Origin of the sequence: Microbacterium marmarense (assembly GCF_037204165.1) — a bacterium.
GTDB classification, from domain to species: Bacteria; Actinomycetota; Actinomycetes; order Actinomycetales; family Microbacteriaceae; genus Microbacterium; species Microbacterium marmarense.
This window is the reverse complement of record NZ_JBBDGL010000001.1, coordinates 14,655-29,779: the sequence shown is the minus strand read 5'-3', so window position 1 is coordinate 29,779 and position 15,125 is coordinate 14,655. Positions and strand designations below refer to the sequence as shown.

The following is a 15,125-nucleotide window of genomic DNA, read 5'->3' as shown; positions in this document are numbered from 1 at the left end:
GCATCCTTAGCTGGGAGATAATGAATCGTTTCAAGGATACGTCACACCGGGAACGTTTGACAAGATGAAGATGCTCACCTCTTGATCAGGGAGAAAAACATGGCAGTCAGCGTCAAAGACGTCGCAGCGCTGGCACGCGTCTCGGTGGGAACGGTGTCGAACGTTCTCAATCAGCCTGACAAGGTGGCCCCGGCGACGGTCAGCCGGGTGCAGGCGGCGATTGACGAACTCGGTTTCGTGCGCAACGACGCCGCTAGACAACTGCGCGCCGGTCGCAGCCGCAGCATCGGCCTTGTTGTGCTCGACGTGCGCAACCCCTTCTTCACTGACATCGCGCGCGGTGCAGAACAGCGAGCGGCCGAGAACAATCTGTCGGTGCTGCTTGGCAACAGTGACGATGATGCTTCACGTGAGGCCAGCTACCTCGACCTGTTCGAGCAGCAGCGCGTTCACGGAGTGCTCATCAGCCCGGTGGACGACCCGACCGAGCGACTGGAACGCCTGCGCGAGCACGGCATCACCGCCGTGCTCGTCGACCGGCCCAGTGACGGCAGCGGCTTCTCATCGGTATCGGTAGACGACGTTTCGGGCGGCTACATGGCAGTGCGACACTTGCTCGACACCGGGCGACGACGGATCGCGTTCATCGGTGGTCCCGACAGCGTGCGTCAGGTGGCCGACCGACTCAGCGGCGCAAAGCGGGCGATTGCGGAACAGCCCGATGCTTCTCTTGAGCTGGTGCCCACCACGGCGCTCACCGTGCTCGCGGGGCGGGCGGCCGGCGAGTCTCTGCGCGAGCGTGCTTCAGATGAACGGCCCGATGCCGTCTTCGCCGCGAACGACCTTCTTGCCGTGGGCGTGCTGCAGGCGCTGGTCATGCTGGGTGAAGTCAGCGTTCCCGAAGACATTGCCATCATCGGATACGACGATATTGATTTCTCATCAGCAGCGGTCGTGCCGCTATCGTCGATTCGACAGCCAAGTGAGCTCATCGGCCTGCGAGCTGTCGAGCTGCTCATCGCCGAAGTCAGCGGCGCCGGCGCCACCGAGCAGATTGTCTTTCAGCCAGAACTCGTCGTGCGTGACTCCACACGGCCGCGAGCCTGAACCCTTCGATCGATCCGAGGTACCGCAACATGTCAACGCGCTCAGCACTTATCGTCCGTGGTGGATGGGAGGGGCACCATCCCGTCGAAGCAACGAATCTTTTCATCCCGTTTCTCGAGAGCAATGGGTTCGACGTCAGCATCGAAGATTCGACCGCCGTCTATGCAGACAGTGAGGTGATGGCTGACACCGATCTCATCGTGCAGTCGGTCACGATGGCCGAGATCAGCGCAGACGAGATCGCCGGCCTTCGCAAAGCGGTCGCGGCCGGTACTGGCATGGCTGGCTGGCACGGCGGCATTGCTGACTCATTCCGAGCGGAGTCCAACTACCTGCAGCTCATCGGCGGGCAGTTCGCCTGCCATCCGAGCAAGCATCCTGACGATGTCGTCGGAGTAGAAGAAGACAGCTATCTGCCGCACGTCATTGAAATCAGCGACCTCGGGCGTCAGCATCCGATCACCGCAGGCCTCGATGACTTCTCACTCACCACCGAGCAGTATTGGGTGCTGAGCGACGACCTCAATGACGTGCTGGCGACCACCACCCACCCGGCGCAACCGTGGCAGGAGTGGCATCGCCCCCACGTGTCGCCGGCGGTGTGGACGCGACAGTGGGGTTCAGGTCGCATCATGGTGGCGACACCGGGCCACAACGTCGAGGTTCTCGAGAACCCGAACGTACGAACCATCATTGAACGGGGGATGCTGTGGGCCAGCCGCACCGCATAGGAATCATCGGACTAGGGGTCATCTCGGCTGCATATCTCGATACACTGCGTGATGCTCCGGCCATCGTGATCACCGCGGTCGCCGACCTCAACGAAGAGCGCGCCGCAGACGTGGCGGCGACGCTGCCGACGGCGACAGCGATGAAGGTCGCTGAACTGCTCGCCAGTGATCAGGTCGATACGGTGCTCAACTTGACGATCCCCGCCGCGCACGCCGAGATTGCGCTCGGCGCTATCGCAGCGGGCAAGAACGTCTTCACAGAGAAGCCTCTCGCCGTCACCATGGATGAAGCCCGCGCGATCATCGATGCCGCGCAGGCCGCCGGTGTGCATGTGGGATCGGCGCCCGACACCGTGCTCGGCACAGGAACCCAGACCGCGCGTGCGGCAATCGACGCCGGACTCATCGGTCGCCCGATGGCGGCAACCGCCACGATGGTCACGCCAGGTCACGAGGCATGGCATCCACATCCCGATTTCTACTACCTGCCCGGCGGCGGGCCGTTGCTTGATATGGGCCCCTACTATGTGGCGGCGCTCATTCACCTGCTGGGCCCCGTGCAATCGGTGATCGGTGCCGCGAGCAAGCTGCGTGATCAACGCACGATCGCCACCGGTCCCCGCGCCGGCGAGACTGTTGCCGTCTCGGTCTACACCCACGTCTCGGGAGTGCTGGAGCACCAGAGCGGAGTGCTCACGACGATTACGACCAGCTTCGATTCGCGCGCGACGACGGCCGCCCACCTCGAGGTGCACGGTGATGTCGTCTCTCTTGTGGCGCCCGACCCCAATCAGTTCTCAGGCGAAGTGCTCGTCAATGACCCCGAGACGCAACGGTGGAATCCGCTCGCCGCCTCGGCGGGCTACGTGGATGCGGCGCGCGGCGCCGGTCTGCTCGACTTCGTAGCCGCGATCGCCGAGGGGCGCGAGCCTCGCGCGAACGGCGCCGTTGCGCTGCATTCGCTCGACGTGATGACAGCGCTGCTGCGATCCGCTGATATTGGTGCGCGCGTCGAGGTGTCGTCGAGCGTCGAGCGACCAGAAGTTGTGCCGCTGACTGAGAAGTCGGAGTGGAGAGGCGACACCAGTAGCGTGTGAGCATGACACGCAACTGGGCGGGAACGCACGACTACGCCGCCGCTCACATCATCTCTACCTCAACCGAAGCTGAGGTGCGCCGGGTTTTGGCGGCGACGACAGGGCCGGTGCACGCCCTCGGCACCCGCCATTCCTTCACCGACCTACCCGACACCACGGGGACTCTGCTTGACCTGTCCGGGCTGAGCGGAGACTTCTCGCTGAGCGCCGGCGCCGTTCGTGTAGCTGCGGGGACCCGCTATGGTGTGCTCGCTTCCTGGCTCGATGAGCAGGGCTTGGCGCTGCACAACCTCGGTTCGCTGCCGCATATCTCAGTGGCTGGTGCAACAGCCACGGGAACGCACGGCTCAGGTGACGGCAACGGCGTTCTGACGACTGCTGTGCGCAGCATCCGTTTCATCACCTTCGACGGCGACGTGCGCGAAGTGCGTCGGGGTGAACCGGAGTTCGCAGCTCTTGCTGTCGGTGTCGGCGCGTTCGGAGTCGTCGTATCGCTGGAGCTCGAGACCCAGGCGAACTATCGCATGCGCCAAGACATCTACACCGGGGTCTCTTGGGGCGCCGCTCTCGACGCCCTCGACGACCTGACCGGCGCCGGCTACAGCGTTTCGGTGTTTACCCGGTGGCTCGGCAAGTCAATCGGCGCGGTTTGGGTGAAGACTCGACTCGCCACCGACGGCGACCCTGTCGCGGGCGCTTTGCTCGACGGGGTGCTGGATGCTGAGGCTGCGCCACTCGGCGAGCTGGCCGACGTTACCGAGATCGGGGGCGTTCCAGGGCCATGGATGCTGCGTCTGCCCCACTTTCGGCTCGATGGGACTCCCTCGTTCGGCGATGAGATTCAGAGCGAGTACTTCGTCGCTCGCGAGGATGCTGCCGCGGCGCTCGCCGCAGTTCGTGAGCTAGGACCGCTCATCGAGCCGCTGCTGTTCGTGAGCGAACTGCGCACCATGTCGGCCGACGAGTTGTGGCTGAGCCCCGCGTTCGGCAGGGACAGCCTCGCGATTCATTTCACGTGGCGCAACGAGCCGCGAGCCGTGCACGAAGTCTTGCCCAAGATCGAGGCGGCGCTCGCTCCCTTTGGCGCGCGCCCGCACTGGGGCAAACTGCACGGGCTCACTCGAGCAGATGTCGAAAGAGTGCATCCGCGCCTCGCTGACGCGCGCGCAGTCTTTCAGCGTTACGATCCTGAAGAGCGTTTCGTCAACGATCATCTTGTTCGCGTCGGTGTGCGCTAGCTTCGCTCGCGCTCCGCGCGCAGGTCTGCTTCGGTGGGCAGGGGGATCGGTGTCGTCTGCGCCATCTGGTCGCTGAATTGCTCGGGAGTCACGACACTCAGCGGGCGAGTCTCATCGATCGTGAGACGGAATCGCTTCTTGTCATGGCGGTGAAGCCTGCCCGACACCAGCAGCCAGGTCGCGCCGATCACGAAGGCGCCCAGCGCCGACCCTGCTCCCAGCAGGATGGCCATGCGGGGGCCGAAGGTGTCGGCGACCCAGCCCACGATCGGCGCGCCGACCGGCGTGCCACCCAGCAGGATGGCCATGTACAGCGCCAGCACCCGACCGCGAAGAGCAGGGTCGGTGGTGGTCTGCACATAGCCGTTCGCGGTGGTGAGCATGGTGACGACCGCGAAGCCGGTGAACATCAGCGTGACCGCATACAGCCAATACGAGGGCATGAAAGCTGACACGGTGGCGGCGGTCGCAAACAGCAGCGTCGCCCCGATCACCACTCTGATGCGTGCCTTGTCGCGGCGGGCCGCAAGAAGCGCGCCGAAAAGAGAGCCGATCGCGAGAATCGAGCTGAGCAGACCATAGCCGTCAGCGTCTTGGCCGAACTCGATCGCCATCGTCGACGCGAAGATCGGAAAGTTCATGCCGAAGGCGCCGATGAGAAACACCATCGAGAAGGTCACGATCAAGTCGGGACGATGTGCCACATAGCGAAAGCCGTCGGCTAGGCGCCCGGCGCCGTTGGCTCTCGAGCGTGGGATCAGCTCGTCGGAGCGAATCAACAGCAGGGCGCCGAGCATCGCGAGGAAGGTCACCGCATTGACCACAAACACCCAACCTGTGCCCACCGCGACGATGACGACACCCGCGACCGCCGGGCCGATCATGCGCGCGCCATTGAATGAGGCAGCGTTGAGGGCTACCGCGTTCGATGCGTTCTCGCGCGTCACAAGATCCGACACGAACGCCTGACGCGCTGGGTTGTCGAACGCAGCGATGACGCCAAGACCGAGCGCGAACGCGTACATCATGGGCAAGGTCATCGCGTCGTTCAGCAGCAAGATGCCGATCGCGAGTCCGAGCAGCAGCAAGAGGCCTTGCGTCACGAACAGCAGATGGCGGCGGTCAAAGCGGTCAGCCACGAAGCCGGTGACGCCGACGAGCACGAGGGGTGGGGCGAACTGCAGGCCCATCGTGATGCCCATCGCGCCGGCATCGTTTGCAGTCAATTCAGTCAGCACTACCCAGCTGATCGCGGTCGCTTGCATCCATGCACCGGTATTCGATACCAGTGCGCCGATGAACCAGACGCGGTAGTTGAAGACGGAGAACGAGCGGAACATCGCCGGAGCCTTGCGGGGGATGACGCCGGTAGTCGGCGGGCGCGTCACCGATCCACCATCCGCTGCATCAGCACCGCGGCGGCGGCGAGCACATCACGCTGGGACGCGTCTAGATCATCGAGCGCCTCTTCGATCCAGGCATCTCGGCGGCGTGCGGTCTCTTTGACGACAGCGCGTCCTTCGTCGGTGAGCGAGATGACCACCTTGCGGCCGTCAGACTCGTCAGCGTTGCGTGAGAGGTAGCCAGATTTCTCGAGGCAGTTCACTGTGCGATTCATTGCGGGTGGCGAGATTCGTTCGCGCTCGGCGAGCTCGCTGAGCGCGTGATCGCCAAAGGTCCACAAGACCGCCAGCACGGCAAACTGCCCGTCACTCATCGAGTCGACTGCCCGCTGCGTGCGCATGCGCCTTGCAAGTCGGAATGTCGCGATACGCAGGTTCGACGCTTCGGACGTGAGGTCGCCGGAGGCAGGGGCGTCAGGAGGAGATTCGTTTGTCATCGGTTTACTTAACATAGGTCATTACCCATGTTAAGTAAACTCACTCGTTGCTCTGACGCTCGGTCGTTTCGGTGGTTTTCACCTCATCGTCTTCGGGGCGCTTGCTTGAACCGAGCGAGATTGTTGCTAGCAGGCCGACGGTGAGAAAGCCGGCGGCGGTGAACGCGCTCAACTGGGTGCCCAAGGAGAATGCGGCTGCCGCATCTTCGCCGATCTCTTCGGTGTCAGGATCTTCTTCGAGACCGGCTATCGCTGCGCCAGCGCTTTCGACGACCGTAGACACCACCGCATCGCTCTGCTCGTTCGAGATGCCGCGATCGTCGAGCTTGGCCGCAAGCGAGTTCGCGGTGGTGGTGAACAGCACGGTGCCCAAGATCGCGATGCCGAGCGCTGCGCCGACCTGGCGCGCGGTGGACTGCGTGCCCGAGCCCTGACCTGACAGTTCTACGGGCACGTCTTGCAACACCACACCCGTGAGCTGTGCGGTCGCCAGCCCGACGCCGAAGCCATAGACGAAGAGCGCGGGCACAAGCCAGCCCCACGAGGCATCCGGTGCGACAATCAGCCCAATCCAGACAATGCCGAGGATCTCGGCGAGAATTCCGCCACGCACGACGATCACCGGGCGCACGCGTCCACTCAGCGCGCCGGCAAAGCCGCTCGCCACGAACGAGCCGCCGGCCAGCGCGAGCAGGATGAAGCCCGTCTGCAGCGCGTCGAAGCCGAGCACGAACTGCAGCCAAAGTGGCAGTGAGAGAATGATGCCGAACTCGCCAAGCGACACTACGAGGGCGGCTATATTCCCGTTTCGGAATGATCCGATCGAGAAGAGCGACAGTTCGAGGAGCGTCGAGCGGCCAGCGCGTGCTCGGCGCACCTCCCATGCGAGAAAGCCGACGAGCGAGAATGCTGCGATCGCGAACGCGATTGGCACCGGTGAGAGCTCGAACGGCCATTCCACATCGCCGAAGCTGATCGTTTCGTTGGTCGTCCACCAGCCGTAGGTGCGACCTTCGATAAGCCCGAACACGAGGGTTCCGAACAGCAGTACCGAGAGAGCTGCGCCAACGACGTCGAGTTTCGCCTTGGTCGCCGAGCGCGACTCGGCGACCGTGATCAGCACCCCGATGATGATCACGATTGCGAGCGGAATGTTGATGCCGAATGCCCACCGCCACGAGAAATAAGTCGTGAGCCAGCCGCCGAGCAGCGGCCCGACGGCAGCCATGCCGCCGATCGTCGAACCCCACACGGCAAAGGCGATGCCACGCTCTTTGCCTCTGAAGGTGGCGTTGATGAGTGAGAGTGTGGTCGGCAAGATCATTGCCCCGCCGACGCCCTGAATCAGGCGTGCGAAGATCAGCAGTTCTCCCGTAGGGGCGAGGGCCGCCAGCACCGACGAAGCGGCAAAGATCACCACGCCGATGATCAGCATCCGTCTGCGCCCAATGCGGTCGGCGAGGCTGCCGAACAAGAGAAGGAGCGCGGCGAACACGAGAGTGTAGGCCTCTTGCACCCACTGCACCTGTGTCGAGGTGATGTCGAGGTCTTCGACGATCGACGGGATCGCGACGTTCACGATCGTCGAATCAACGATGATCAGCGAAACCGCGATGCTGATGAAGACGAGGCCGTACCAACGGCGAGGATTTGCGTGCGTCACAATTCGCTAGCTTATCTAGCAATATTCTCTCACGCTAGTCAGAGCAATGGTGTTTAGACTTCTCGTCATGCCTGAGTTCATTGATGCGCACGGCATCGCGATCGTTTACGACGTCTACCCCGCCGCGACCGAACCGCGCGCTGTTGTGCAGCTTCTTCATGGCGTCGGCGAGCATGCCGGGCGCTATCACGGGGTGATCAACGATCTCGTGGCCAACGGCTACACCGTGTATGTCAATGATCACCGCGGTCACGGGCGCACTGGCATGAAGCAGCATGGCGGCGATGCATCCAAGCTCGGCCGCCTCGGTGTCGGCGGCCTGCCCGCGACACTCGCCAGTGTGTGGCAGTTCACTCAGCTCATTCGCGATGAGAACCCTTCGCTTCCGCTCGTGATCCTTGGTCACTCGTGGGGGTCGTTCATGGCGCAGATGCTCATCAATCAGCATCCGGAGGCATACGACGCTCTCGTGCTCAGTGGTTCTGCGCTGCGCACCCCCACCGCGCTCAACGGCGGCGACCTGAACGCTCGGTGGAAGGCCAAAGATGCCATGGGCACCGAGTGGCTGTCTGCCGACCTGCGTGTGGGCCAAGACTTCATCGACGACCCGCTCACCACCAGCACACCGCTGCTCAAACTGTTCGGTGTTGCGGATGCCGCCCGACTGTATGGGCGCCCGCGCAAAGACCTGGGATACGACATTCCCGCGCTGCTGATGGTGGGCCGCGAAGATTCGGTCGGCGGGCCCAAGAGCGTGCATAAACTCGCCGCGGAATACCGCGAACGTTCGGGACTCACTGACGTCACCACCCTGGTCTACCCCGATGCGCGCCACGAGATCTTCAACGACTTCGCCAAGGGAGACGTGAACGCTGACCTGATCGCGTGGCTCAACAAGCGATTCGTTTCACGCGACTGATGTCCGCGTAGCGGCTGAGCCGCCCGGGCATCGTTAAGCTGAATTCATGCACGGTGAATATAAAGTCCCGGGCGGCAAACTCGTCGTCGTCGATCTGGAAGTGCGCGACGGCCGCATCGTTGACTTTCGGCTGGCCGGCGACTTCTTTCTCGAACCCGATGACGCTCTTGCAGACATCGATGCTGCAGTCAGCGGGCTGAGCTCGGAATCCGACGTGACGACCATCGCGGCCGCGGTGCGTGCGGCCTTGCCCGAAGGGTCGCAACTGCTGGGCTTCACGCCCGAATCTGTAGCAACGGCGGTACGTCGTGCGCTGGTCACGGCGCCGGGCTGGAGCGACTTCGACTGGGAAGTTGTGCATGACAAGCCGGTATCGCCGCGAATGAACCTCGCGCTTGACGAGGTGCTCACCACTCGCGTGGGTGCGGGCCTGCGCAAACCAACGCTGCGCATCTGGGAAGGGAACGAGAACGCGGTGGTGATCGGATCGTTCCAGTCGTTGCGCAACGAGGTCGACCCCGAAGGCGCAACGCGGCACGGATTCGATGTGGTTCGCCGCATCTCTGGCGGTGGGGCGATGCTCATGGCGGCAAACGCCATCGTCACCTACTCGCTGTATGTGCCCGCCGCCCTCGTACAGGGCCTGACCTTCGCCGACTCCTACGCCTTTCTCGACGACTGGGTGTTGCACGCACTGCGATCGCTCGGCATCGAAGCCACCTACCAGCCCCTCAACGACATCGCCTCGCCCCAGGGCAAGATCGGCGGTGCCGCGCAGAAACGCCTCGCCAACGGGGGAGTGCTGCACCACGCCACGCTCAGCTACGACATGGATGGTCAGATGATGACCGAAGTGCTGCGCATCGGTCGCGAGAAGCTGAGCGACAAGGGAACCACTTCAGCAGCGAAGCGGGTTGACCCGCTTCGCCGACAGAGTGGATTGCCGCGCGCCGCCATCATCGAGCGCTTCATCGAAACGTTCACTCGCCTCTATGGTGCTGCGCCGGGATCGATCACCGACGAGGAGTACGCCGAAGCCGAAGCGCTGGTTGAGTCGAAGTTCTCAACCGACGCATGGCTGCGACGGGTGCCGTGAGCGAGTCGACGTCACCCCCCGAGCGTGGCGCGGTCAAGATCTATCACGGTGAGAACCTCGCGGTGATCCGTGAGCTACCTGATGCAGCTTTCACGCTGATCTACCTCGACCCTCCCTTCAACACCGGCCGGCAGCAGTCGCGAGCGGTCGAGACGGCGCGCTCAGCGCACGCAGCTGCCGAGCACACTCCGCCGCGAGACGAGCCCGCCATCGTGCGCAGAGGATTCCACGGTCGAGAGTACGAGCGACTGCGCGGCGACCTTCGCACCTACGACGACACCTTCGACGATTACTGGAGCTTTCTCGAGCCGCGCCTGATCGAAGCATGGCGGTTGCTCGCCGACGACGGCACTCTTTACGTGCACCTTGACTACCGCGAGGTGCATTACGCGAAGGTGATGCTCGACGCGCTGTTCGGCCGCGAGAGATTTCTCAACGAGCTCATTTGGGCGTATGACTACGGGGCGAAAACCCGCAAGCGCTGGCCAACGAAGCACGACACGATCTTGGTGTACGTCAAAGACCGGTCGCGCTACTGGTTCAATTCCGACGAAGTTGACCGCGAGCCGTATATGGCGCCTGGACTGGTCACGGCCGAGAAAGCGGCACGAGGAAAGCTCCCCACCGACGTGTGGTGGCACACCATCGTTCCCACCACTGGGCGTGAGAAAACCGGCTATCCAACGCAGAAACCCGAGGGTATCCTGCGGCGAATCGTGCAGGCATCGACCAGGCCCGGCGACAGCGTGCTCGACTTTTTCGCAGGTAGCGGTACGACCGGAGCGGTCGCGTCGGCGCTGGGGCGAGACGCCGTGCTCGTCGATGAGAACCCTGACGCGGTTGAGGTGATGCGTCGTCGAATGCCGCATGCAGTCGTCACAGATGAGAGCGCTCCCGATATGCTGGCGCGATGCGATTCGGAACCTTCATCCCCCAGGGCTGGCGCCTAGATCTCGTCGATATTGAACCTGCTGACCAATGGCGGGTTATGGCGACCGTCGCGGGTCGCGCCGATGAAGGACCATGGGAATCCCTCTGGGTCTACGACCATTTCCACACCGTTCCGGTAGCGACCGAGCAAGCCACGCACGAGGCGTGGACGCTGATGGCAGCATTCGCGGCGTCAACCCGACGCATCCGACTGGGGCAGATGTGCACCTGCATGGCGTATCGGAATCCCGCATACCTCGCGAAGGTTGCGGCAACCGTTGACATCATCTCGGGCGGCCGCACCGAGATGGGCATTGGTGCGGGGTGGTACGAGCACGAGTGGAAAGCCTACGGCTATGGATTTCCGCCGATTTCTGAACGGCTGGGGATGCTGCGCGAAGGCGTTGACATCATGTCGCAGGCGTGGGCAACAGGTCGGGCATCGCTCGATGGCAAGTACTACCAGGTGAAAGATGCAATCGTGCAGCCGACGCCGCTGCAGGCGAACGGTGTGCCTCTGTGGATCGCGGGCGGCGGCGAGAAAGTGACGCTCAAGATCGCCGCGCAGTACGCCCAGTACACGAACTTCACGGGCACGCTTGAGGAGTTCGATCACAAGAGCGAAGTTCTGCGCGGCCATTGTGAGGCGATCGGCCGGGACTTTTCGACGATCACGCGCTCGTCGAACTTCAACACCATCGTCGGCGCCACCGAGGCCGATGCGTTGGAACGTCTCGCCGCTGTGAAAGAACGCATGCTGCCGCACGTTGGCGAAGAGCGCGCGAACGACATCGAGCGTCAATACCTCGACTCCCCGGGATTCGGCGCGGTAGAGCAGGTCATCGAGCGTCTCGCCGAGCGAGAGCGCCGGGGCCTCGGCTATGCGATTCACTATTTTCCCGAAGCGGCCTACGACACCACGGGCATTCAGCTGTTCGAGCGCGAGGTCATCGGCGCGCTGGCGTGACGATGCCGCGGCGGTGAGCCGCGCGTTAGGGCTTTCGCGTGTCGCCGTTGCGCTCGGCGGCCAGACGCGTTCGCACGTCTCGCGTTGTGGGCCCGCGGCCTCGCAGCATGTAGACGCCGGTGGTTGCAAGCGCAACCGGAATCAGGATCGCGGCGACGAGATAGCCGGCAGCCTGAGTGTCGCTGTACGCTCCCAGGCCGATCGGAACCCACATCGCGGCCATCGCGAGCACGAGGTAGCCCATCCATCCGGTGCCGAACGGAGCCGCGAAGCGGCGGCGTGCTGGGCGCTTGTCGCCTGACCACCGCGAACCATCCCAGTACTTTGATCCGCCCGTGCGGGTGTCTGCATACCAACCAGGGATCGTAGGGACGGGCTCGATCATCTTCTCCTCGTTTCGGCTCAGGCGAACGCCGCGGGCTCACCCTAGCGCGCGTGCCGCCCAGAATCGGAGGCGGTGATGCCGGACCCGAGATGGGGCATCATGAATTCTTGCTGCCCGCGCTGGCCAGCGCGCCCAGCAGCTGCTCGATGATGTCAGCCATATCGATGTCGGGTTCGAGGAGCCATTGCAGCTGCAGACCGTCGGCGACTGCCTGCAGGATTCGAGCGAACGTCTCTGGGTCGAGGTGTTGAGTGACGCCGTCCAGCGTGGGGTTGTCAGCAGCCGCGTCGGCGACGCCCTCACGCAGCCCGCGGCTGCGCGCGAGAAAGTAGTCGTGTGCGGGATGGCTGGGGTCGGTCGCTTCGACAGAGAGACGCGCGTACAACTGCACCAGGCCAGGAACCTCGGCGTTGTGTTTCATCACTTCGATGAATCCGTCGCGGATGTCGCCCGCACCACTGTCGGTTGCTTCGTGGCTGTACGTCGCCACATCTACGGCGTCGCGCTTGCGCAGAATTTCGACGAAGAGTTCTTCCTTGGAGTCGAAATAGTGAAGCAGACCGGCCTGGCTGAGCCCCACCGAATCGGCAATCACTTTCACAGACGCACCGCGGTAGCCCTCGCGAGCGATCACCTCTAGAGCGCTCTGAAGAATCTCTTCTCGCTTCGCGATGCCTTTTGCATAAGAGCCGCGGGGGGCTGCAGTTCGTTCTGCCATACATGAAGTAAACCCGATGACGCTTGTATCTCAAAACCAAATGGCATAAGGTTTTGACATGCTCGGTGGAGAGCGCAGGAAAAACAGGCAAAGGAGCACAATGAACGACGAGATCTCAGTCGCGGATCTGACCCTTGAAGAGAAGGCGTCGCTCACGAGCGGGTCGACCTTCTGGAACACCCAAGCCGTGGAGCGCGCTGGCGTTCCGGCCGTCATGGTGACCGATGGCCCCCACGGTCTTCGCAAGCAGCGCGAAGGCGGCGACCACCTGGGTATGGGTGACAGCGTGCTCGCTACCTGCTTTCCGCCCGCTGTCGGGCTCGGCTCGTCGTGGGATGTCGACCTGGTTGAGCGTGTCGGCGAGGCGCTCGGCACCGAAACCTCGATCGAGAACGTTGCGGTTCTGCTCGGACCGGGCATCAACATCAAGCGCTCCCCGTTGTGTGGCCGCAACTTCGAGTACGTCTCTGAAGACCCCATCGTCTCAGGGGTGATCGGTGCGGCGCTGGTTCGCGGCATTCAGTCGATGGGTGTTGGCACATCGCTCAAGCACTTCGCCGCGAACAACCAAGAAGATGACCGCATGCGCGCGTCGAGCGATGTTGACGAGCGTCCGCTGCGCGAGATCTATCTGCGAGGCTTCCAGCGCGTCGTCGAAGACGCCCAGCCGTGGACGGTCATGTGCTCGTACAACCGCATCAACGGCGTATACGCCTCGGAAGACCCGTGGCTGCTGACAAAGGTGCTGCGGGATGAGTGGGGCTTTGAGGGCCTCGTCGTTTCGGACTGGGGTGCGGTCAACGACCGCGTACCGGGGCTCGCAGCAGGTATGGATCTCGAAATGCCGGCCAATGGCGGTGTCACCGATGCTCAGATCGTCGCTGCGGTTCACGACGGCTCACTGGCCGAGAGTGTCGTCGACGTCGCGGCAGGCCGAGTGCTCGACCTCGTCGCCAAGTCGCAGGCGGGCGCGGGAGCGGCTAGCGGTCCGCTCGATGTTGAGGCGCATCACGCTCTGGCGCGTGAGGCCGCGGGTCGCTCGATCGTGCTGCTCAAGAACGACGACGCCGTGCTGCCGCTGAGCAAGGATTCGAACCTCGCCGTCATCGGCGCCTTCGCCGAGACCGCGCGCTACCAGGGTGCGGGTTCGTCGATGATCACGCCGACCAAACTCGACAACGCGCTCGATGAGATTCGCGCGCTTTCACACGCCGAGGTCGTATACGCGGCGGGCTTCAGCACCGCGGTCGACGTTTCAAGCGAACAGGCCGCAGCGCTGCGTGAAGAGGCCGTTGCCGCGGCGTCCGCCGCCGACGTCGCCGTCGTGTTCGCGGGTCTGCCCGCACGACTCGAGTCAGAGGGATATGACCGCGATGACCTCGATCTGCCCGCGGATCAGCTCGCACTGATCAATGCGGTGGTCGCCGCTAACCCGCAGACGGTAGTCGTGCTGTCGAACGGCGGCGTCGTGGCATTGCCGTTCGCTGATGCGGTGCCCGCGATTCTTGAGGGCTGGCTGCTCGGCCAGGCTGGTGGCGGCGCCACCGCCGATGTGCTGTTCGGCGACGTCAACCCGTCGGCCAAGCTGACCGAGACGATCCCGCACCGTCTCGAGGACACCCCGGCGTATCTCGATTTCCCCGGCGACTTCTCGCACGTTCGCTACAGCGAGGGCCTCTTCGTGGGCTACCGCTGGTACGACGCGCGCCGCTTCGACGTCGCCTACCCGTTCGGACACGGTCTCTCGTACACGACGTTCGAGTATGGGGATGCGACGGCGGCGGTCACGGCAGATGGCGACATCGAAGTGCGGGTGAGCGTCACCAACACCGGCGAGCGCGATGGGCGCGAGGTCGTGCAGGTTTACACCGGCCTTCCCGCGGGAGCCGTGCAGCGACCGGAACGCGAACTGAAGGCGTTTGCTGTGCTGAGCCTTGCCGCGGGCGAGAGCCAGCAAGCAGTCATCACGGTGCGCCGCCAAGACCTCGCCTATTGGGACATTCGCGTCGACCAGTGGATTGTCGAGGGCGGCGAATACGTCGTCGACGTGGCAGCGTCGAGCCGCGACATTCGCTCAACGGCGACGGTCACGCTGGAGGGCGACCCGGTCAGCTTGCCGCTGACGCGCACGACTTCGCTCAGCGAGGCGTTCGCGCACCCGGTCGCGGGGCCCATCTTGCAGGCCACGATGGCTCAGATGATGGGCGGCATGGAGGGTGCGTCCTCGGTTATGCCCGAGGGGGTAGACATGATGAAGATGATCGGCTCATTCCCGATCGGTCGCCTCGGAATGATGATGTCGATGGCCGGTGGTGAGGCAGACCCCTCGATGATCGATGGACTCATCGCGGCGGCCAACGCCCCGCAGTAGTCTTCACGGCACGAACGCCCCGATGCGAACGCTCGCACCGGGGCGTTCGTGCGTGCAGCGACT

Annotated in this window: 14 protein-coding genes; 9 read left to right on the top strand and 5 right to left on the bottom strand. The window is 63.7% G+C overall.

All coding sequences use genetic code 11. The annotated features are described in order from the left end of the window. Positions 1-99 precede the first annotated feature (99 nt). Genes WDU96_RS00110 through WDU96_RS00095 form a run of 4 tightly spaced genes read left to right on the top strand, consistent with a single transcriptional unit; the run spans position 100 to position 4,173 of the window. The gene (locus tag WDU96_RS00110; RefSeq protein ID WP_337336450.1) at positions 100-1,107 is read left to right on the top strand and encodes a LacI family DNA-binding transcriptional regulator; all 1,008 of its coding nucleotides are present in this window, start codon (positions 100-102) and stop codon (positions 1,105-1,107) included. Positions 1,108-1,136: 29 nt separating this feature from the next. Next, positions 1,137-1,838, top strand: a complete 702-nt coding sequence (locus WDU96_RS00105; RefSeq protein WP_337336449.1) for a ThuA domain-containing protein — start codon at positions 1,137-1,139, stop codon at positions 1,836-1,838. After that, positions 1,817-2,935, top strand: a complete 1,119-nt coding sequence (locus WDU96_RS00100; RefSeq protein ID WP_337336448.1) for a Gfo/Idh/MocA family protein — start codon at positions 1,817-1,819, stop codon at positions 2,933-2,935. Before WDU96_RS00105 ends, WDU96_RS00100 begins: the two co-directional genes overlap by 22 nt. Positions 2,936-2,937: 2 nt before the next feature. Next, a complete protein-coding gene (locus WDU96_RS00095) occupies positions 2,938-4,173 on the top strand; it encodes a D-arabinono-1,4-lactone oxidase (protein ID WP_337336447.1) in 1,236 nt (411 codons plus the stop codon). On the opposite strand, the gene WDU96_RS00090 is transcribed toward WDU96_RS00095, so the two are convergent. Genes WDU96_RS00090 through WDU96_RS00080 form a run of 3 tightly spaced genes read right to left on the bottom strand, consistent with a single transcriptional unit; the run spans position 4,170 to position 7,676 of the window. Next, on the bottom strand, positions 4,170-5,513 hold the full coding sequence (locus WDU96_RS00090) for an MFS transporter (protein ID WP_337337625.1): 1,344 nt from the start codon (positions 5,511-5,513) through the stop codon (positions 4,170-4,172). The genes WDU96_RS00095 and WDU96_RS00090 overlap by 4 nt on opposite strands. Before the next feature lie 44 nt (positions 5,514-5,557). Further along, on the bottom strand, positions 5,558-6,013 hold the full coding sequence (locus WDU96_RS00085) for a MarR family winged helix-turn-helix transcriptional regulator (RefSeq protein ID WP_337336446.1): 456 nt from the start codon (positions 6,011-6,013) through the stop codon (positions 5,558-5,560). 40 nt (positions 6,014-6,053) lie between these two features. Continuing rightward, positions 6,054-7,676 (bottom strand): DHA2 family efflux MFS transporter permease subunit, encoded by a 1,623-nt coding sequence (locus tag WDU96_RS00080; protein ID WP_337336445.1) that lies wholly within the window; start codon positions 7,674-7,676, stop codon positions 6,054-6,056. A 67-nt stretch (positions 7,677-7,743) separates the two neighbouring features. On the opposite strand from WDU96_RS00080, the gene WDU96_RS00075 reads away from it, so the two are divergent. The 4 genes from WDU96_RS00075 to WDU96_RS00060 are packed head-to-tail and all read left to right on the top strand — an operon-like array spanning position 7,744 to position 11,588. After that, complete coding sequence (locus WDU96_RS00075) at positions 7,744-8,595, top strand: alpha/beta hydrolase (protein ID WP_337336444.1); 852 nt, start codon at positions 7,744-7,746, stop codon at positions 8,593-8,595. Positions 8,596-8,641: 46 nt separating this feature from the next. Next, positions 8,642-9,691: a lipoate-protein ligase LplAB gene (locus WDU96_RS00070; RefSeq protein WP_337336443.1), complete on the top strand. Its 1,050-nt coding sequence runs from the start codon at positions 8,642-8,644 to the stop codon at positions 9,689-9,691. Then, positions 9,670-10,641, top strand: coding sequence for a DNA-methyltransferase (locus tag WDU96_RS00065; RefSeq protein WP_337336442.1), 972 nt, complete (start codon positions 9,670-9,672; stop codon positions 10,639-10,641). Before WDU96_RS00070 ends, WDU96_RS00065 begins: the two co-directional genes overlap by 22 nt. Beyond that, positions 10,602-11,588 carry an LLM class F420-dependent oxidoreductase gene (locus tag WDU96_RS00060; RefSeq protein ID WP_337336441.1) on the top strand — a complete coding sequence of 329 codons (987 nt, stop codon included), beginning with the start codon at positions 10,602-10,604 and terminating at the stop codon, positions 11,586-11,588. The genes WDU96_RS00065 and WDU96_RS00060 overlap by 40 nt, the downstream gene beginning before the upstream one ends. A 25-nt stretch (positions 11,589-11,613) precedes the next feature. Here WDU96_RS00060 and WDU96_RS00055 read toward each other — a convergent pair whose 3' ends face one another. Both WDU96_RS00055 and WDU96_RS00050 read right to left on the bottom strand, forming a co-directional pair. Next, complete coding sequence (locus WDU96_RS00055) at positions 11,614-11,973, bottom strand: hypothetical protein (RefSeq protein WP_337336440.1); 360 nt, start codon at positions 11,971-11,973, stop codon at positions 11,614-11,616. A gap of 97 nt (positions 11,974-12,070) precedes the next feature. Then, positions 12,071-12,691 (bottom strand): TetR/AcrR family transcriptional regulator, encoded by a 621-nt coding sequence (locus tag WDU96_RS00050; protein WP_337336439.1) that lies wholly within the window; start codon positions 12,689-12,691, stop codon positions 12,071-12,073. A 100-nt stretch (positions 12,692-12,791) separates the two neighbouring features. Here WDU96_RS00050 and WDU96_RS00045 point away from each other — a divergent pair, with 100 nt between their 5' ends. Further along, positions 12,792-15,062 carry a glycoside hydrolase family 3 C-terminal domain-containing protein gene (locus WDU96_RS00045; RefSeq protein WP_337336438.1) on the top strand — a complete coding sequence of 757 codons (2,271 nt, stop codon included), beginning with the start codon at positions 12,792-12,794 and terminating at the stop codon, positions 15,060-15,062. The last annotated feature ends 63 nt before the right edge of the window (positions 15,063-15,125 follow it).